Below are 18,616 nucleotides of genomic sequence, written 5' to 3'. Positions count from 1 at the left end.
CTCAGCCTCTCGGTAGTGCCGTGAAGGGTAGAGGTCTGCCCTTGACCGAGAACCGCCGCACCAGCCCCTCGATCGTCATGTTCTCCGCAATGGCGTCGTGGGGGATTAGCAGGTAGGCCCATGGCTTGCCGCCATAGCTTAACGCGTAGTCGGTCGCGTTGCGGCACCATTCGACGGCGACGTCGCGTTTGGCAAGCACATACGGATCGGTCATCCGGTCCGAGGCCTTTGGTTCCAGCATCAGGAGATGCGTGTCGGTCTCGGCGACGAAGTCAGGCTGGTATTCGAGGTCGTCGGCGCCGCTGCGATAGAAGAGCTGGAACTGGCCGCGCGCCGGCCTGAACCATTTCTGCGCTTCGCGATCGAGGATCACCGCCAGCTTGCGTTCGGCGTCGGAGTGGAATTTCTGCCGCCTGAACAGGCAGCGCGAGAAGCCGCCGAAAACGTAGCGCGCCATGTTGCTCTTATCGGCGGGCGGGGTGCGGAAATCCCGCCCGGCCTCACCCTCGTCGCGGCTATAGGCGCTGGGCAACAACTCGGAGAAGCCGCGTTTGACGACTACGGTATATCCCGTTCCGCGGTCCTGCCAGAAGTTTTGTTGCATCTGCGCATGAACCAGACGAGCTATCCCCGCTTGATGCAGGCACAGTATTTTCCGGGTATCCGCCTCGGAATGCTCCAGGCGAAAATGTCGGACGACCTGCCCGGCGAGGTCGTAGAGCAACTCGGCATTGTCTTCATAGGCCACGTCATCGAAGTCGATCAGCGCGCCGACGACATAGTCCTCAAGCCGGTGCGCGCCGCCATTGCCGGTGCCGACACCGATGCGCTCGACCTGTCCGGTGCGCAGATGTGCTGCCCACAGATTGTCGTTCGGCGCGTCGTGGCGCAGGTCCGCTAGATCGAGAACGAACGGACGGAAGCCGGATCTTACCCCGCCCCGCGGTACGACCATAATGCACGGAATGTCGATAGTCTGCCCCACCACGAGGTCGACGGTGCGCGCCACGATCGCCGTCAGGTCGGGTTGTTCGGAGATGCCATACAGTTGCAATTGCGCTGGCTTGCATCGGCTCTTTACAGCGTCGATCAGCGCCGCCTGGATTTCGGGCCGCTTGAGATGCGCAACCCCTGGCGCGAGGGAAGGCTGGCTTTCCAACTCGCGTATCGCCTCATAGGCGAATTGCGCCAGGGTCTGTTCCTGGTGAGTGAACGGCGTTTGAGTGTCGTCGGTCTCATAGTGCGGCGTGGCCGGCCCGTCGTCCGATTGCAGACCGAGCATCGAGGAGAGACGTGGGCGGGAAATTTCGGTGATCGTCCTTGGCCCACCGCCCGCCTCCGGCAGGAACACCGTGCTGAGATGGATCGGCGAGCGCGGATCGCGCGCTTCCTCGACGATTTCCTGAAAACGGTCATGCGCGACGATGTTGAGCCGGTCGACGGCGGCGACACCGGTACGCCGGCCGTAGGGCAGCCGCAGCCCGCGGCCGATCAATTGATCGATCAGCGTGCGTGCATTGGCGGCGCGCAGCGGTACGATCGTGTAGAGGTTGGTGACGTCCCAGCCTTCCTTCAGCATGTTGACGTGGATAACGATCTCGGTCGGTTCCTCGGCCTGCTCGACCCTGAGCAGGCGCTGGACCGTCTCTTCCTCCTTCACGCTGGAATCGACCTGTATGACCTTTCCCGCGTAGCGGCCGCCGAAGAAAAGGTCCGATCGAACGAACGCCATCAGTTCCGCCGCGTGCGTGGTGTCGCGGGCGACGATCAGCATGAACGGCTTTACGATGTTCGCGCCGGCCTGCCGCGCATAGGTCTCCAGTTCGGCCTTGACGCTCTCATGCAGGCGCACGCCGTCTTCCAGCTTGATTCTCTGGACGGCATCCGGCGACAGGCCGAGTGCAGTGAAATTCTCGCGGGTGACGACGGCCGGTTCCTTGACGAAGCCGTCCCGCAAGGCGCTTGCCAGCGGATAGTCGTAGACGACATTTTTGAACCGGACGGGTCCGCGCGCCGTTTCGATGAAGGGCGTCGCGGTGACTTCCAGGCCGAGTACCGGCCTCAATCCGTTGATGGCCCGGATGCCCGCCGACGCCCGATAGCGATGCGATTCATCCATGATCAGCACGAGATCGCTCAACCCCGCCAACCAGTCGAAATAGCTCTCGCCGATCTCCTCGCGAAACGAGCGGATGCGCGGGCTGCGACCGCCGCGCACTTCCGCGTTGATCTTTGAGATGTTGAAGATGTTGATCGTCGTCTCGAACAGGCTGCCGCCGCCCAAAATGTGCCGCTTGTAGTTTTCACCGGTCGCGATGACCGGCGGCGCGATCGCGAATTCGGAAATCCCTCTCAATACGTATTTCGGCGTATTGGGGGTGAAGTCGGTGATCAGCTTGTCATAGATGGTCAGGTTGGGCGCCAGCACGAAAAAGTTGTTCAGCCCATGCGCCAGATGCAGATAGGCGATGAAGGCGCCCATCAGCCGCGTCTTGCCGACGCCGGTCGCCAGCGCGAAGCAGATCGAGGGGAAGTCGCGCTCGAAATCGGTGACCGATGGAAAATCGGCGCGGATCGCCGTCAACGCGGCCTGCCCGTCGACGGATTTGTCCAGCGGGATCAGTCGGGCGATCCGGTCGAGAATTTCAAGCGAGCGCCGTTGCGGCGCCCGCAAGCTCAACCGGCTGGCTACCGCGTTGACATGACGGCTGCCCCCATCAACCATCCAACCCCCTCTCGATCTTCGAACAGGCCGGCCGCGGCCCGCCCTCCGCGCCGTCCTGTTCGCCCCCCACCCCGCTCTCCGGCGCCTCCTTCCGGATGGTTCGCCGCAGGCCCGCTCAGCCCGCGCCCGCCATGGTCACGATGCCCCGATGCCATCGCCCGATCCGTCCGTGACATTCAGCCGGTAGTCTTCTTGTCCCCAGTCGAAGTGGTCGAGAAAATGGTTCGGGATCTTGCGCACCGTCAGGTTCGGAAACGCCGCCAGGTTGCCGCGAAAAGCCCGGCACATCACCAGCAGGCTGCGGCCCGCCCCGACCTCCTCGCTCAGCCGCGCTAGTTCCTCACCGGTCATGAAATGCGGTGCGACGTAGATGAAATCGCGCTCGGTCGAATGGCCATGCTGCCAGAAAACGGTTTCGCTGGGCCCATGGGCGAAGCCTTGGAGATTGCAGATCGCGGCCACCAGCCAGTCATGGTCATACGCCTTGCTGATCACGCCGCGCCCATGCGCGTCGGTCTCGATCAGTGAAGGCGCGAGCTCGAAATAACGATAGCCGCCGCCACCGCGCCAACCGGCCGCCTCGGTGACCCCGCCGCCGTCAGCGCCGTCGATTACCTTTTTCAGGCGCGGGATGATGTGGGTATGGGCATGGCCGCCGATCTCGACCATGATCCAGCGACGGCCCATTTTGTGCGCGACCGCCCCGGTGGTACCGGAGCCCGCGAAACTGTCCAGCACCAGGTCGCCCGGCCTGGTCGCGATGTCGAGCACGCGCTTGATCAGCCGTTCGGGTTTCGGCGTGGCGAAGGCGTTGTCGGCGCCGAAGAGTGCTATGCTCTCCTTCTTGGCCTCTTGATTGTGGCCGGCCTCGCCATTGTCCCACCAGCTCCAGGCCGAAACGCCCCCGCGTTCCGACAGGAAATTCTTGATGCGCGGGCGAGCCGTCCCGTCGGTCCCGAACCAGATGCGTTCCTCAGCGAGCAGCAGGCGGAACGCGCTTTCGACATTTGCCCAGCAGCGGCCCGGCGGGGGATCGAATGCCACGCCCGCGGGCGAGACGATCCGGTACATCTGGTTCGGACGCCAGCCCTGGGCGGTAAAGTCCGTCGACGTCCAGGGGCCGCGCGCGTCGCTATCCGGATTGCGGTAGGATTTCGCCTGTATCCCCGACAAGGGGAGTGTGTTCAGGGCAAGACGATCCGCATTCCTGGCAAAGACCAGGATATGGTCGTGCGCGCCGCCGAGCCGCAAACGTGCATCGGGCGAGGTGCGTTTCTGCCAGACGACATTCGCCACGAAGTTGCGCCGTCCGAAAATCTCGTCACAGAGCACCTTGAGATAATGCGCCTCGTTGTCGTCGATGGAGATCCACAGCGAGCCGTCCTCGGACAGCAGCCGGCGGATGATCTCCAGCCGGTCGCGCATCAGGCCAAGCCAGATGGAGTGCTCCAGCCCGTCATCGTAATGCGCGAAGGCGCTGCCGGTATTGTAGGGCGGGTCGATGAAGACGCATTTCACCTTGCCGGTGAACTCCGCTTCCAGCGCCTTTAGCGCCAGCAAATTGTCGCCGTGGATGAGACGGTTTTCCGTGACATAGGAGTCGATGGCAAGCGCAGGGTTTTCGATCAGGATTCGCGGTTCCGGCCGCCGCCGCTTCTCCTTGCCGACCCATACAAGCTCCAGACGGCGTGACTGCGGCCTCGGATCGTTCTGGATTGCTCTCGCTGCTTGCATCCTAGGATTATGCAACTAAGAATTTTATCCTGTAAAGAGCCATTCGCGCAATGCGTGCATTTTGTCTTCGATGCTCCCGTTCCACGATGCGGCATCCGCCGATTTTCTGTTTCCTCCCGTGCCTGAAAATGCCACCAATGATCCGGGGGGATTTGAAATGGGGACTGCTGCATGAAACTCGGCATCACGGTAATGCGCGGCCTCGCCGCGACGCTCATTTTCCTCCCGTCGGCTGCGTTGGCGCATACCGGCGTCGGTGACACGAGCGGCTTCCTGCACGGCTTCAGCCATCCGCTTTCCGGCCCGGACCATATTCTGGCGATGACCATGGTCGGCCTGTTCGCCTGGCAACTCGGAAGGCGGGCGCTATGGCTGGTGCCGGCGAGCTTCGTTGCCGTCATGGCGCTAGGCGGCCTGCTCGGCGGGACCGGCGTCGAGGTGCCCTATGTCGAGACCGGCATTGCGCTTTCGGTGGTCGTGCTCGGCGCCGTCGTGGCGCTCGGTGTCAAAGCTCCGGTCGCGGCGGCTATGGGGCTCGTCGGCCTGTTCGCGATGTTCCATGGCCACGCGCATGGCGCGGAAATGCCGGAGGACGCCGCTGGTGTTGCTTATGCCGCCGGCTTCATGATCGCCACGGTGCTGCTGCATGTCATTGGCATCGGTATCGGGCTGCTGATCGGGAAAGGCAGCGAACGTTATGGCCAAGTCGTCGTCCGCTCGGCCGGCGGCCTTGCGGCGGTAACCGGCGTCGGCCTGCTGGCCGGAGTGTTGTAATCAACTTACCGCTTTTCGGCCGGAAGCAGGGAACACCAGGCTGGGCAAGGCGCCCGGCCTGTAGCGGCTTACAGCGAAGCTGGTGCTCTTTCGCGCATTCCCAGCATCTTGATCGCTGCTGCTGCTGCGCCGAACCCATTGTCGATGTTGACGGTGACGATGCCCGGCGAGCAACTGGCGAGTGCCGCATCCAGCGCGACGCGGCCGCCGGCGGCGACGCCGTAGCCGACCGAGGCCGGCACGGCGATGACCGGGGCCGCGGCCAGTCCAGCCAGCACGCTGAACAATGCCCCCTCCATGCCCGCTACCGCGATGACGACGCGGAAGCGGCGGATTTCCTCCAGCCGCGAGGTTAGCCGCCACAGGCCGGCCACGCCGACATCGGCGATGATCGGCGACTCGTGACCGCAAAAGGCAAGCGCGCGTGCGGCCTCGCGCGCCACAGGCAGGTCGGAGGTGCCGGCGGCGACGATGCCGACGCCGGTGGCGGCCAGCGGCACGCCTCCGCCCAGGACCGCCGTGCGCGACAGAGGATCGTAGTCGAGCAGTTTGCCGGTCTCCCCGCCGAGGGCAGCGAAGCCCGCCTCGTCGAGACGTGTGAGCAGCAGGCGCTTTCCGCCGGCATGCGCCATGGCAACGATCGCTTCGATCTGCGCCATGCTCTTGTGGCCGCATAGAACCGCTTCCGGCACGCCGGTCCGCGCGTCGCGCTGCCAGTCCATCTCGAAATCGTCGCTCATGGCCGGACGAACATCGAACCGCGGCTGTAAGCGCGCGTGCCGGCAAAACGTCGTCCGCTTTCCGCGCACAGCGCCGTGACGATTTTCTCCAGTTCCGCCCGCCTCGGTAGCGCGTCGTCCCCGAGTTCGAGCGCCACACCGTCATGGGTAATGCGGCAACGCAGCGTCGCACCTCTGTCAGCCGACGCCGCGAGCCTGCGTTCGGTGCTTTCGACGAACGCCAAGTCGGCGGCATCGATGGCGATGCCGGTCTCGACGCGGCTGGCGAGGCAGGGTTGCGCGGCAAGCTCGGCGATGTCGGCCAGACCGAGCCGCCGCGCCAGCGAGCGCACGTCCGCCTTGGTCATTTCCGCTTCGACGAACGGATGCACGACGTCCCGCTCCGCCGCCGCCAGCAAGCCAGGCCGGTAGTCGCCGAGATCGTCGAGGTTGGCGCCGGAGGCGATGACATGCGGGGTGAGGTCGCGGATGCGGTCATAAAGATTGGTCTTGCAGAAATAGCAGCGGTTGGCCGGATTGTCGCGATAGCGCGGGTCGTCGAATTCGCCGGCCCCGGTGACGACGGACTGCCAGCCTTCGGCAGTCGCAAGCGCGCGCACGCGCTCGGTCGCCTCTTGCGGCACCGCCGGGGAGACGGCGTGAATGACCATGACCGAAGGCCGGCCAAGCCGGTGGGCGAAAGTCGCCAGCGTCATGGAATCGACGCCGCCGCTGACCGCGACGGCGAGCGCATCGAAGCGGCCCAGCCTTTCCGCCAAGCGGTCGGGAGCCTCAACCATCGCCGGCCTCCGCCTGACGCTTCTGCGCGCGCCGCTCAGCAAGGCTGTCGCCCATCAAAGCATCGCTTTCGGCCTTGGCTGTTCGGCCGCCGGGGCGTGCGACGGTTTTGATCGACACGCCGGCGACCATCATGCTCTCGCGCGGCAACACGAGGCGCGGCTCTTCACGCAGGCGCAAGCCAATGGTCGAGGTCTCGGCGAAACAGCGCTCGGCCACTGAGTCCGAAACGTCCGGCCGTGCCAGCAGATGAAACGCGCTCATCGGCCGGCCTTTCTTGCCGTAACGCTGGCTGATCGATACGTCGAGCACGCCGGCGATACCGCGCAGGCGGTCGGTGGCGACGCCGATCTCCTCGCCGGTCATGTCGTCGACTTCGAATTCGATCACCGCGACTCTGTCGGAACAGAGGCGTTCCGCGTGCTCGAAGACGAGCGCGCGCAAAACGTTCGGCATGCCCGGCAGTTTTTTCGTGCCCGCTCCTGTGCCTAAAGCAGCCAGCCGGCCGGCGGCCTGCGGTTTCCCGGGATCAACCAGATGTTTGAGGATCGCCGCGCCGGTCGGCGTGACACGCTCGCCGGCGATGCCGTCGTCGCGCCAGTCGAAACCTTTCAGAATCGCCGCGGTCGCCGGAGCCGGCACCGGAAGCAGGCCGTGTGCCGTCCGCACCAGCCCGCCGCCGCGAGGCAGGTCGGAAACGCTCCAGGTCGAGCCTTCGAGGGCCGCGGCGATGCTGCCGGCGCAGGTCACATCGAGCAGAGAATCCCAATCGGCGAGCTCGTGGAAATGCACGTTCGCGAGCGGCACCTTGTGGATGGCCGCTTCGGCCTCGGCGATGATGGTCAGGATGGCGATTGCATGCGTGGCGGTACCTGGGTGCAGCGGTGCCGCCTCGATGCGCGCCACCATGTCGCGAAAACCGCCGTCTCCCACGTGGTGGTCGTGCGCATGCGGGTGATGGTCGTGCGAATGATCGTGGTCGGTGTGCGCATGATCATGGTGGGCATGTTTGTGGGCATGCGCGGCACCCCCACCCCTAGCCCCTTCCCACAAGGGGGAGGGGGACCCTGCGGCCGCGATGTCGAGCAAAGCCGTGGACGATTGGCTGTCAGCGGAAGCATCGCCGGATTCCCCTCCCCCTTGTGGGGAGGGGTTAGGGGTGGGGGTAACTCCGTGCGCGATTGTCTCATGCGCTTGAGCAGTCGGACTCTCCGCAGTCAGGCCAAACCGCAGCACTGCGATACCGCCGCTCTCGCCTTCAGCAAGCCGGATATTTCCCGCCTCAGGCGGCAGCACCGCCGCCCCGTCGGCCAGAACGCGCTCTTTCAACTCCGGAAAGGCATCGAGCATTGCCGCCACGAACATGTCGCCGGCGATCCCGCCGACGGCATCGAGGTGGATGGTTTTCACGCCGCCTGTCCGTGCACCGGGATGACGTAGGGGCCTTCCGGAATGACCGCCACCGCGCCGTCGCCATGGCGGGCGACACTCTCGGCGATGGCCGCGTCGAGCGACGGCACCAGTTCGACGCCGGTGATGCGACGTTCCTCTTTGTCGAGGCCGGTGGTGTAGAGCTGGATCTTGCCGACGCGCATCGTCTTCAACTGCATTTCCGTCTGCCACTCGTCGATGTCGGCCAGGGTCTTGGCCGACAGCGTTGCCAGGAAACGCTCGGGGCCGAGCTCGACCAACCGTTCCTGCGCCCGCCGGAATTCGTGGCTGCCAAAACCTTCGGAGCACTCAGAGGCGATGATCAGCGTGCCGCCAGGCTCAAGGATGTCGATCGGCGTCACCATCCCCTTGATCGTCTGGTAATAAGTCTTGTCCAGCGGATAGCCGGCCGAGGAGGTGACCACGGTCTTGAAGCGGCGCGGCACTTTTACGCAGGTTGCGTCCGAGACGAAATCGACGGCCGCGAGGTGGCTGGCGATGATCTCGCCGAAGGTGACGCAGACGAGGTCGCGTTCCTCGTCCAACACGGTGTTCAGCGCATAGATCTCGCCGACCATGCGGACGATCTGAAGCTGCTCCTCGTGCAGCGGGTTGCCGACCAGGTTGCACTGCACGGCAAGCGGGTCTTCCATGAAGCGGGCCGAATGAAACGTGCGGATCGTCTCTTGGCCGGCGACGCCGGGCGCCACGACCTTTCGGCCGCCGGACCAGCCGGCCATGAAATGCGGCTCGACCAGCCCGGTGGCGATGCGCAGATCCGCGTCGACGAACAGCCGGTTGATGCGAACCGGCGTACCGCGCGTCGCCGTCTTGCCGAGGTCGACATGGTCATGCTCGTCGCGGGCGAAATGGTTGGTGACCCGCACGGTCTCCAGCACCCAGGGATCGCCGACCAGTTCCGCCAGTTCCGCGCCCTCGTTGGGGCGGTGCAGACCGGTGGCAACCAGCACGTCGATGCGCTCGGCGGGAATGCCGCCGGCAATCATCGTCTCGATCATCGGCCGCAGGAACAGCCGGTTGGGTACCGGCCGGGTGATGTCGCAGATCAGGATGCAGGCGCTCTTGCGGCCCTTGACGAGTTCGGAAAGCGGCGGCGAACCGACCGGATTGTCGAAAGCACCGCGGATGGCGGCGCCATTGTCGGCGAGTTTCGGCAAGGCGGCCTTGCGCAGAACGGTCGGTTCCGCGCCGGCCGGCAGCGACAGCGCCAGGGTTCCGCGCCCGAAGGCGAGTTCGATCGAGCCGCTGTCGTGCAAGCTGTACCTCCTTGGGCTTTGGTTAGCCCTGGTAGAACTCCTGGCGCTGTTCGCCCAGGCCCTCGATGCCCAGCGTAACGACGTCGCCGGCCTTGAGGAAGATGTTCGGCTTCTGGCCGAGGCCGACGCCGGGTGGGGTGCCGGTGGAGATGATGTCGCCGGGCTGCAGGCTCATGAACTGCGACAGGTAGGAGACGAGGTAGCGCACGCCGTAGACCATGGTCTTGGTCGAGCCGTCCTGGAATTTCCTGCCGTTGACCTCGAGATGCATCTTCAAATTCTGCGGGTCGGCGACTTCGTCGGCGGTCACCAGCCACGGGCCGGTCGGGCCGAACGTGTCGCAGGACTTGCCCTTGGTCCACTGGCCCTGGCGTTCGGCCTGGAAGGCGCGCTCGGAAACGTCGTTGATGACGCAGTAGCCGGCGACATGGTCCATCGCCTCGGCCTCGGAAACGTATTTCGCCTTCTTGCCGATGACGAAGCCGAGTTCGACTTCCCAGTCGGTCTTCAGCGAGCCGCGCGGAATCTCGACCGGATCGTTCGGGCCGACGATGGCCGAGGTGGCCTTCATGAAGATGATCGGCTCCGGCGGAACGGTCGCGCCGGTCTCGGCGGCGTGGTCGGAATAGTTCAGGCCGATGCAGATGAATTTTCCCGTGCCGGCGACGCAGGCGCCGAGACGCGGATTGCCCTCGACCAGCGGCAGGCTGGAGACGTCGATGGCGCGGATGGCGTCGAGGCCTTCCGGAAGCAGCGTCGAGCCTGCGATGTCGGACACCTTGCCCGACAGGTCGCGGATGCGGCCGTCCTTGTCTAGAATTCCAGGCTTCTCCTGGCCCGCCGGGCCGTAACGCAACAACTTCATCTCAGGCTCTCTCCTCGGGAAATCGTATCGGTCTAAAGCTCCGCCATGGATAAAGCGGACACGTGCGGTCGTATAAGCCGAAAGGCCGCTGTCAGGATAGACGGCAAGTTCAGCAATTTGCCCTCAGCCGCGATGCCAACCTGAAGTCGGCCACGCCGCCATGTCGCCTATCATGATATCGGTATCAGCGGCCAGACCGGTCGCAGCCCGTCCGGTAAATTTCCAGAAGCGGCGCGGCGGGACGATCAAGCGCGAACGGTCCTGCCCTGCTCGGCCGCTTGGCGCATCAATCCGGTTCCGCGGGTGTCAAACCTGACCGCCGAGTTCGTCCTCGACATGGGCGCGGACAATCTCGTCGAAGGAGGTTTCGGCGCGGAATCCGAGCGCTTCGGCCCGTCTCGTTTCCAGCCTCTCGGCCCAGCCGGAGACGATTTTGATAATGGTTTCATCGGGTTCTCGGCGGATGAGCTTAACCGCCTTGTCACCGCCGAATCGGCGCAGCGCCTCGATCTCCTCGCCGACCGTCGCCGAAAGTCCAGGCATCGACAGGTTCCGCCTTTGGGCGAGCGGCGCGAGATCGATCGTCGCCGCATGTTCCAGAAAATTCACGGCCGCCCGTGGGCTGGCGAACCAGTGGCGCACACTTTCCGAGACCGGCAGAACGGCCTCCTGGCCGGACAGGGGTTCGCGCAAGATATTGGAAAAGAAGCCGGAAGCGGCCTTGTTCGGCTTGCCAGGCCGGATGCAGATGGTTGGCAGGCGGATGCCGATGCCGTCGAAGAAGCCGCGCCGGCTGTAGTCGGAAAGCAGAAGTTCACCGATCGCCTTTTGCGTGCCGTAGCTCGTTGCCGGCGTCGAGAAGTATTCATCGCCAATGGCTTGCGGGAAGGGTGCGCCGAACACCGCGATGGAGGACGAGAACACGACGCGCGGCTTGTAGGGCTGGCGCAGGCCTTCCTGCCGGATCGCCTCGAACAGAAAGCGCGTGCCGTCGAGGTTGATCCGGTATCCCTTGTCGAAATCGGCCTCCGCCTCGCCGGAAACGATGGCCGCGAGATGGAAGATCAGGTCCGGCCGCATGGCGACCAGCTTCTCGCTCTCGCCCGGCGTCGAGAGATCCGTCACGATCGTCCTGACTTCGGCGGCGGTCTTCGGCGCGGTGGGTTCGACCACGTCGACCAGCGTCATCCGGTCGATCGCCGATTTGCCGATGACGCCGGTCCGGGCAAGACGCTCAGCGAACTTGCGGCCGACCATGCCGGCGCCGCCAATGATCATGACATGCATTTGGTTCTCTCTCCCGCTGCGATTTGCGTCCGCCGCGACACATAGCCCGGAATGTTCTTGAATGCATGGGGGAACACAGTTCTGCAGCGGGCTGGCTCAACGTTTCTTCGGTCAAAATTCACGGCTGGACCGGCTCGTCGCCTGCGCCAGCCCGCGGTTCGCCACCGCTCGCGGACTTGCCTTGGCCCGACAAGTCGATCATTGAAGGCGCCTACCCATCGGTCGTCAGGGGCTTCGATTGACAGTGCATCCGGCAAACGCCGCCGACCTTCTCTCTGCGTTCAAGAGCCGGCAGGCAACAGTCGCCGTCATCGGGCTAGGCTATGTCGGCCTGCCCTTGGTCAAGGCTATCGTCGAGGCCGGCTTCACAGGGCTCGGCATCGACATCGATCCCGAAAAGATCAGGATGCTTCACGCGGGGATCGCATACATCAAGCAGTTCGACGCGGGCTTTTTCGTCGACAGGATCGCTGATGGGCGCTTCATGTGCACGAGCGATTTTTCGGCGCTGAGCAAGGCCGATGCCATTATCATCTGCGTGCCGACGCCGCTCACCAAGCACCGCGAGCCGGACCTCTCCTACGTCGCCGGCACTGTCCGCTCGATCGCGCCGAACCTAAGGCCAAACCAACTCGTCGTGCTGGAATCGACCACCTACCCAGGAACGACCACCGAACTCCTGGTGCCCGAACTCGAGAAGAGCGGCCTGACCTGCGGAACGAATTTCTTCGTCGCCTTCAGCCCGGAACGCGAGGATCCAGGCAATCCCGACTACGGCACGCAGTCGATCCCCAAGGTGGTGGGCGGCGTCGACAACACGTCTCTGGAGCTAGCGGTCGCGCTCTACGACCAGATCGTCGTCAAGACCGTGCCGGTTTCCTCGACGGCTACCGCCGAGGCGGTGAAGATAACGGAAAACATTTTTCGCGCCGTCAACATCGCGTTGGTCAACGAACTTAAGCTGATCTACGGCGCGATGGGCATCGACGTCTGGGAGGTGATCGAAGCTGCCAAGACAAAGCCTTTCGGCTTCATGCCGTTCTATCCCGGGCCGGGTCTCGGCGGCCACTGCATCCCGATCGATCCGTTCTATTTGACCTGGAAGGCGCGCGAGTTCGACATGCCGACCCGGCTTGTCGAACTCGCGGGAGAGATCAACACGGCGATGCCGGGTCATGTCGTTTCGGTCTGCATCGAGGAGCTCAATGCCCGCTTCGCCAAGGGGCTGAACGGCGCGAAGGTGCTGCTGGTCGGCCTCGCCTACAAGAAGAATGTCGGCGACATCCGCGAAAGCCCCGGGCTGACGCTGATCCGGCTGCTGGAGGAACGCGGCGCGGAGGTCGACTATCTCGACCCGCATGTGCCGGTGGTCACCATGACCCGCGAGCATCCGGAAGTTGCCGGCCGCAACTCGGTCGTCGGCGATGCCGAGACATTCGCACGCTACGATCTGGCGCTGATCGCCACCGACCACGATGCGATCGATTACGCAACGCTGGTCGGGAGCAGCCGGCTCGTCGTCGACGCGCGCAATGTCTGCGCACGCAAGGGCATCCGGTCGGCCAAGGTCGTGAAGGCCTAGGCAACCCATGTGCGTCTTTTCGGCGCCCTATCGCGAGCTCGCCAGCGCCGGATTTTTCTACACGCTCCGTATCGGCCTGAAAATGCGTGTGTTTTGACTTCGCCGGAGAAATAACGATACGGGATGCGCCGCGCGCCCGGCAAAGGCGTGACGGCCGATTATCTTGACACCGGGCTTCGCATGACCAGAAAACCGATCCGCTTCATCGATCTTCCCGCGCAGCAGGCGCGGATCAAGGACAAGGTCGACGCGGCGATCCAGCGGGTGCTCTCCCATGGCGCCTACATTCTCGGCCCGGAAGTGGCGGAGTTCGAAAAGGCGCTCAGCGCCTTCTGCGGCGTGAAACATTCGATCGGCTGTTCCAACGGTACCGACGCGCTGACGCTTTGCCTCATGGCCAAGGGATTGAACGCCGGCCAGGCGGTATTCTGCCCAAGCTTTACCTTCGCAGCGACGGCGGAAGTCGTCGCCATGCTTGGCGCGGTGCCCTATTTCATCGATATTCTTGAAGACACGTTCAACCTCGATCCGGCCAGCCTGAAACTTGCCATCAAGCAGGCGAGACGCGACGGGCTGCCGCTGGCGGGCGTCATCGCCGTCGACCTGTTCGGCCAGCCGGCAGACTATGAAGCCATCGAGCCGATCGTGGCGGAAGCCGGCATGTGGCTGCTCTGCGACGCCGCGCAGGGTTTTGGCGGCACCTATCGCGGGCGCAAGGTCGGTACCATCGGTGAAATGACCGCGACCAGCTTCTTCCCGGCAAAACCGCTCGGTGCCTATGGCGACGGCGGCGCCATCTTCGTCGACGACGACGAGACCAACGCCGTGATCCGCTCGCTGCTGGTGCATGGCCAGGGCACCGATAAATACGACAACGTCCGCATCGGCATGAACGGCCGTCTCGACACGCTGCAGGCGGCGATCCTGATCGAGAAGCTGGCGATCTTTGCGGATGAGATCGAGGCGCGCAACCGGATTGCAGGCACGTACAATGACGGGCTTTCGGACGTCGCCATCGTGCCGAAGGTGCTGGAGGGCTGCGTGTCGACCTGGGCGCAGTATACGGTTCGCGCGCCGGGCAGGGACCGCGACACGGTGCTCGGGCGGCTGAAGGACAAGGGCATACCGACGGCGGTCTATTATCCGAAGCCGCTGCACCGGCAGACGGCCTACAAACATTTCCCGGTGGCCGGCAACGGACTGCCGGTCAGCGACCGCGTCGCGCAGGACGTGTTCAGCCTGCCCATGCACGCCTACCTCGAAGCCGAGGACCAAGCCTACATCATCGAGAATTTGCGCGAGGCGCTGGCGGCGTAACAGCGCCTCTTGAATGCCGCAGCCGATGCACCAATAATAGTTATGGAAGTGGTGACTGTCGGGACGTGTGCGATGGCAATCAGTGCGGAACTCGGTGAAACCTTGTAAAAGGCGGTGACGGAGCTGGTTTCTTCCGGGCGCTATCATTCCAAAAGCGAAGTGCTTCGGGAAGGCGTGCGGCTCGTTCAGGAACGCGAAGCGCGGCTCCGTTCCGTGCATGAAGCCATCGAACGTGGCATTGCCTCCGCCGATGCCGGAGACATCCAGGACGCGGAAGTCTTTCTCGACCGTCTCGAGCAGAAATATCGCCTCATGGCTGGCGAATGAGACTGGTCGTCTCTGGCACCGCCAGGGAAGAAATCGCCCGGATCCCTGACTACATTGCGCAGGACAGCCCACGCGCGGCGCTGGGAATGACCGCACAATTGCGCGAACGCTTTCGCGAGATCAAAGAGCGGCCCCATGCGAACGCTCTGCTGGCCGGTTTCGAGCACCGGCAGATCCGCCGAAAGGTGCACCGGAACCATCTGATCATCTACCGGATGACAGACGATCGCATCGGGATAGTCCATGTAGTGCACGGCGCCATGGACTATCAAACGATATTGCACGAAGACGGATGGCTATCTGTGTCCCGACACCTCGGACGGGGCAGAGACCTTAAGCCGCGCCGCTGATCTTCTGCTTCTCGAAGCGCTTGCGCTCGTTGGGATCGAGATAGAGCTTGCGCAGCCGGATGGTCTTGGGCGTGACCTCAACAAGCTCGTCGTCCTCGATCCAGGCCAGCGCGCGCTCCAGCGTCATGCGCACCGGCGGGGTGAGGCGCACGGCCTCGTCCTTGCCGGCGGCGCGGATGTTGGTGAGCTTCTTGCCCTTGAGGACGTTGACCTCGAGGTCATTGTCGCGGCTGTGGATGCCGATGATCATGCCTTGATAAACCTTGACGCCAGGATCGATGACCATCGGGCCGCGATCCTCAAGATTCCAGAGCGCATAAGCGACCGACTCGCCCTGTTCGTTGGAGATCAGCACGCCGTTGGTTCGGCCCGGCAGTTCGCCCTTGTAGGGCTCATAGGCGTGGAACAGGCGGTTCATGACGGCGGTGCCGCGCGTGTCGGTGAGCAGCTCCGACTGGTAGCCGATCAGGCCGCGCGTCGGCGCGTGGAACACGAGGCGCTGGCGGTTGCCGCCGGACGGGCGAAGCTCGACCATGTCGCCCTTGCGCTCGCTCATCTTCTGCACGACGACGCCGGAATGCTCTTCGTCGACGTCGATGACGACTTCCTCGATGGGTTCGAGCAACTGGCCGCTGTCGTCCTTCTTCATGACGACGCGCGGCCGCGACACGGCGAGCTCAAAACCCTCGCGGCGCATCGTCTCGATCAGGACGGCAAGCTGAAGCTCGCCACGGCCGGAGACGTAGAAGGAATCCTTGTCGGCCGACTCCTCGATCTTCAACGCGACATTGCCTTCGGCCTCGCGCAGCAGGCGGTCGCGGATGACGCGGCTGGTGACCTTGTCGCCCTCGGTGCCGGCCAGCGGCGAATCGTTGACGAGGAAGGACATGGTGACGGTCGGCGGGTCGATCGGCTGGGCCGGAAGAGGCTCGATGACGGCCGGATCGCAGAACGTGTCGGCGACGGTGCCCTTCGACAGGCCGGCGATGGCGACGATGTCCCCGGCGCTGGCATCCTCGATCGGCTGGCGCTCGAGGCCGCGGAAGGCGAGGATTTTCGAGATGCGGCCGTTCTCCAGCAGCGCGCCGTCGTGGTGCAGCACCTTCACGGCCTGGTTCGGCTTGATCGAGCCGCTTTCGATGCGGCCGGTGATGATGCGGCCGAGAAACGGGTTGGCTTCCAAAATGGTGCCGATCATGCGGAACGGGCCGGCCCCGACCTTCGGCTCGGGAACATGCTTCAGCACAAGATCGAAGAGCGGCGCGAGACCGTCTTCCTTCGGGCCTTCGGGAGCCTCGGCCAGCCAGCCGTCGCGGCCGGAGCCGTAGAGGATCGGGAAATCGAGCTGCTCGTCGGTGGCGTCGAGCGCGGCGAACAGGTCGAACACCTCGTTGACCACCTCGACATGACGGGCGTCGGGCCGGTCGATCTTGTTGATGGCGACAATCGGACGCAGGCCGACCTTCAGCGCCTTGCCGACCACGAATTTTGTCTGCGGCATAGGGCCTTCGGCCGCGTCGACCAGCACGATGGCGCCGTCGACCATGTTCAATATGCGCTCCACCTCGCCGCCGAAATCGGCGTGGCCGGGGGTGTCGACGATGTTGATGCGGGTATCCTTCCACTCGACCGAGGTGGCCTTGGCGAGGATGGTGATGCCGCGCTCCTTTTCCAGATCGTTGGAATCGAGCGCCCTTTCGGCGACACGCTGGTTGTCGCGGACGGAACCGGACTGCTTCAGCAGGGCATCGACCAGGGTCGTCTTGCCGTGGTCAACGTGCGCGATGATCGCGATATTGCGAAGTTTCATTTAATCCTGACTCGGGAGAGCTGCGGCGCATGCACACGGCGCCACGTTTCGTTTGGCGGCCTCTTAACGGATTTTTCGCATTTGCGAAAGAGCCCCGATGCCGGCCGGCCATGCGGTGGTTAAGCAGTAGCTATGCAACGTCGCGCGAGGCGGAAGGGCAATCGACGGGTGTCAGGCAGGTTTGGCCGCCTTCGCCGAGGTTGGGCAATGGCATTTTCCGACAGCAGGGATCGTCGCCGCGCCGCGAAAAATTCGCGCCGGCCGTCGATGCCTGCGTTTGCGGCGCCGGGCAGTATGGCGTCATGACGTGTCGGCAGGCTCCAGCGCCCACATGGCAAGCCCATGGACCACGTCCAACACCTCGTGGACGTCATGGGTGGGTTTTCGGCTCCAACCGGGCGGCCGGCCGGGTTTCAACGGACTGAGGCGGATCCAATTCGCGCGGCGACCTTTGCTGTGCGAACTGGCCGCGCCACGGCTTGCGGTTTGTGTACCTGCTTTGCCTGCGTCCTTGTCTCGCGCGAGTGCCGCGTCGCGCCGTGCCTTCCAGCGGGCAAAACGTCTTGCCTGGCCCGGCAGGTCGTCCAGCGCGGCAGCCAGCGCTTCAAGTCGGAGGGCCAGACGCGCCGCGTTTATAGGATCGCGAGGCGATGGCGGTCGCGGGAAGGAAGATGGATCGGCCACGCCGGGAAACAGGATGCGCGGCACGCTGTGCGCGGGCTGATAGCGGCGCTGGACGCGGAACGGGTCTCGCAGCGGATCGAGCAGCGGCAGGCTGAGCCGTTTCGGGCGGGCGGCGCGGATTTCCGCGGCCCGCCTGGCGGCCGCGGCACGCCTGAGATCGTCGCGCGACAGGGTGACGGCGATGCCGAAGCCGCGCAGCAGCGGTTCAGGGTTTTTCGGTTTCGGTTTTCGGGGTCGCAGCGGCGGCAGGGTCACCACCAGCCCGCGCGCCGCCACGATGATCAGGCGGCGCGCCGCTGCCTCTGCCGGACGCAGCAGTCTGAGGATGGCGCGGTGGAGACGGCGGGGCAGGGTCAGTGCCGGGGACAGTTTATTTTTTTCCGCCCGCGCCCGCCTTGAAGCGGCAGCGCCCTTCTGCGGAAACAAAAAAAACTGTCCCCCAGCGCCAGGCTCGCCAGCGCCAGGCTGCCCGGCGTCATATCCGGCACCGGCGTCCACCCTGGCTCCGGCAGCCAGCCCGGCCATGGCGACGAGCATGGCGAGGATGCGCTTCAATGCCTCCCGGTTCTTCTCGATCGCCGCATTCCAGTCCATCGCCAGCACAGCCGTTTCCTTTCCCGACACAGGCTGATGGGATTATCGCGCAGGGCGGGAGGGGCGGGGAGAAATCGAGGAAAAATAATGCTGGGCGATAGGGACGGAGGTCGTCATGCGTGGCCGGTGGGATGAGATTTTCGCTGCAATTCCATTGTGCTGAGCGGGCCGCCCAACCTTGACGGCTGGCACCGCCCGTCATCTGCCCGCTGGCAACTTCTCCCCGTAAAGAGACCTATCGGATTCACAGATTTCACAGTCGGGTCGAAACCCGACTGTGAAATCTGTGAATCCGATAGCATGAAGAATGGGAGAGAGATGTCCGGCAGGGGAGTGAGGGAG

Annotated in this window: 15 protein-coding genes; 5 read left to right on the top strand and 10 right to left on the bottom strand. The window is 64.3% G+C overall.

Annotated elements, in window-relative coordinates; all coding sequences use genetic code 11:
- Position 1 precedes the first annotated feature (1 nt).
- Positions 2 to 2,725, bottom strand: coding sequence for a DEAD/DEAH box helicase (locus tag ABMA59_RS20500; RefSeq protein WP_349007237.1), 2,724 nt, complete (start codon positions 2,723 to 2,725; stop codon positions 2 to 4).
- Between the two features lie 135 nt (positions 2,726 to 2,860).
- Positions 2,861 to 4,459 carry a site-specific DNA-methyltransferase gene (locus ABMA59_RS20495; protein ID WP_349007236.1) on the bottom strand — a complete coding sequence of 533 codons (1,599 nt, stop codon included), beginning with the start codon at positions 4,457 to 4,459 and terminating at the stop codon, positions 2,861 to 2,863.
- Positions 4,460 to 4,630: 171 nt separating this feature from the next.
- Here ABMA59_RS20495 and ABMA59_RS20490 point away from each other — a divergent pair, with 171 nt between their 5' ends.
- The gene (locus ABMA59_RS20490) at positions 4,631 to 5,233 is read left to right on the top strand and encodes a HupE/UreJ family protein (RefSeq protein WP_349007235.1); all 603 of its coding nucleotides are present in this window, start codon (positions 4,631 to 4,633) and stop codon (positions 5,231 to 5,233) included.
- 68 nt (positions 5,234 to 5,301) lie between these two features.
- On the opposite strand, the gene larB is transcribed toward ABMA59_RS20490, so the two are convergent.
- The 6 genes from larB to denD all read right to left on the bottom strand — a co-directional run bounded on the left by larB (position 5,302) and on the right by denD (position 11,610).
- On the bottom strand, positions 5,302 to 5,973 hold the full coding sequence (larB, locus tag ABMA59_RS20485) for a nickel pincer cofactor biosynthesis protein LarB (RefSeq protein WP_349007234.1): 672 nt from the start codon (positions 5,971 to 5,973) through the stop codon (positions 5,302 to 5,304).
- A complete protein-coding gene (gene larE, locus ABMA59_RS20480; RefSeq protein ID WP_349007233.1) occupies positions 5,970 to 6,752 on the bottom strand; it encodes an ATP-dependent sacrificial sulfur transferase LarE in 783 nt (260 codons plus the stop codon). The genes larB and larE overlap by 4 nt, the downstream gene beginning before the upstream one ends.
- A complete protein-coding gene (larC, locus tag ABMA59_RS20475; protein WP_349007232.1) occupies positions 6,745 to 8,160 on the bottom strand; it encodes a nickel pincer cofactor biosynthesis protein LarC in 1,416 nt (471 codons plus the stop codon). Before larC ends, larE begins: the two co-directional genes overlap by 8 nt.
- On the bottom strand, positions 8,157 to 9,458 hold the full coding sequence (locus ABMA59_RS20470; RefSeq protein ID WP_349007231.1) for a nickel-dependent lactate racemase family protein: 1,302 nt from the start codon (positions 9,456 to 9,458) through the stop codon (positions 8,157 to 8,159). The genes larC and ABMA59_RS20470 overlap by 4 nt, the downstream gene beginning before the upstream one ends.
- Positions 9,459 to 9,480: 22 nt before the next feature.
- Entirely contained in the window at positions 9,481 to 10,323 is an 843-nt protein-coding gene (locus tag ABMA59_RS20465; RefSeq protein ID WP_349007230.1) for a fumarylacetoacetate hydrolase family protein, read from the bottom strand.
- A gap of 306 nt (positions 10,324 to 10,629) precedes the next feature.
- Positions 10,630 to 11,610 (bottom strand): D-erythronate dehydrogenase, encoded by a 981-nt coding sequence (gene denD, locus ABMA59_RS20460; RefSeq protein WP_349007229.1) that lies wholly within the window; start codon positions 11,608 to 11,610, stop codon positions 10,630 to 10,632.
- A gap of 238 nt (positions 11,611 to 11,848) precedes the next feature.
- Here denD and ABMA59_RS20455 point away from each other — a divergent pair, with 238 nt between their 5' ends.
- The 4 genes from ABMA59_RS20455 (at position 11,849) to ABMA59_RS20440 (ending at position 15,186) form a co-directional block, all read left to right on the top strand.
- Positions 11,849 to 13,192, top strand: coding sequence for a nucleotide sugar dehydrogenase (locus ABMA59_RS20455; protein WP_425475957.1), 1,344 nt, complete (start codon positions 11,849 to 11,851; stop codon positions 13,190 to 13,192).
- A 180-nt stretch (positions 13,193 to 13,372) separates the two neighbouring features.
- Positions 13,373 to 14,509 (top strand): DegT/DnrJ/EryC1/StrS family aminotransferase, encoded by a 1,137-nt coding sequence (locus ABMA59_RS20450; protein WP_349007228.1) that lies wholly within the window; start codon positions 13,373 to 13,375, stop codon positions 14,507 to 14,509.
- A 114-nt stretch (positions 14,510 to 14,623) separates the two neighbouring features.
- On the top strand, positions 14,624 to 14,836 hold the full coding sequence (locus tag ABMA59_RS20445; RefSeq protein ID WP_349007227.1) for a type II toxin-antitoxin system ParD family antitoxin: 213 nt from the start codon (positions 14,624 to 14,626) through the stop codon (positions 14,834 to 14,836).
- Entirely contained in the window at positions 14,833 to 15,186 is a 354-nt protein-coding gene (locus ABMA59_RS20440; RefSeq protein WP_349007226.1) for a type II toxin-antitoxin system RelE/ParE family toxin, read from the top strand. The genes ABMA59_RS20445 and ABMA59_RS20440 overlap by 4 nt, the downstream gene beginning before the upstream one ends.
- Here ABMA59_RS20440 and typA read toward each other — a convergent pair.
- Both typA and ABMA59_RS20430 read right to left on the bottom strand, forming a co-directional pair.
- Complete coding sequence (typA, locus tag ABMA59_RS20435) at positions 15,170 to 16,996, bottom strand: translational GTPase TypA (protein WP_349007225.1); 1,827 nt, start codon at positions 16,994 to 16,996, stop codon at positions 15,170 to 15,172. The two genes, ABMA59_RS20440 and typA, sit on opposite strands and share 17 nt — an antisense overlap.
- A gap of 300 nt (positions 16,997 to 17,296) precedes the next feature.
- On the bottom strand, positions 17,297 to 18,274 hold the full coding sequence (locus ABMA59_RS20430) for a hypothetical protein (RefSeq protein WP_349007289.1): 978 nt from the start codon (positions 18,272 to 18,274) through the stop codon (positions 17,297 to 17,299).
- Between the last annotated feature and the right edge of the window lie 342 nt (positions 18,275 to 18,616).

Origin of the sequence: Mesorhizobium yinganensis (genome assembly GCF_040081985.1) — a bacterium.
In the GTDB taxonomy this organism is placed as follows: Bacteria; Pseudomonadota; Alphaproteobacteria; order Rhizobiales; family Rhizobiaceae; genus Kumtagia; species Kumtagia yinganensis.
This window is presented reverse-complemented; position numbering and strand designations above follow the sequence as displayed.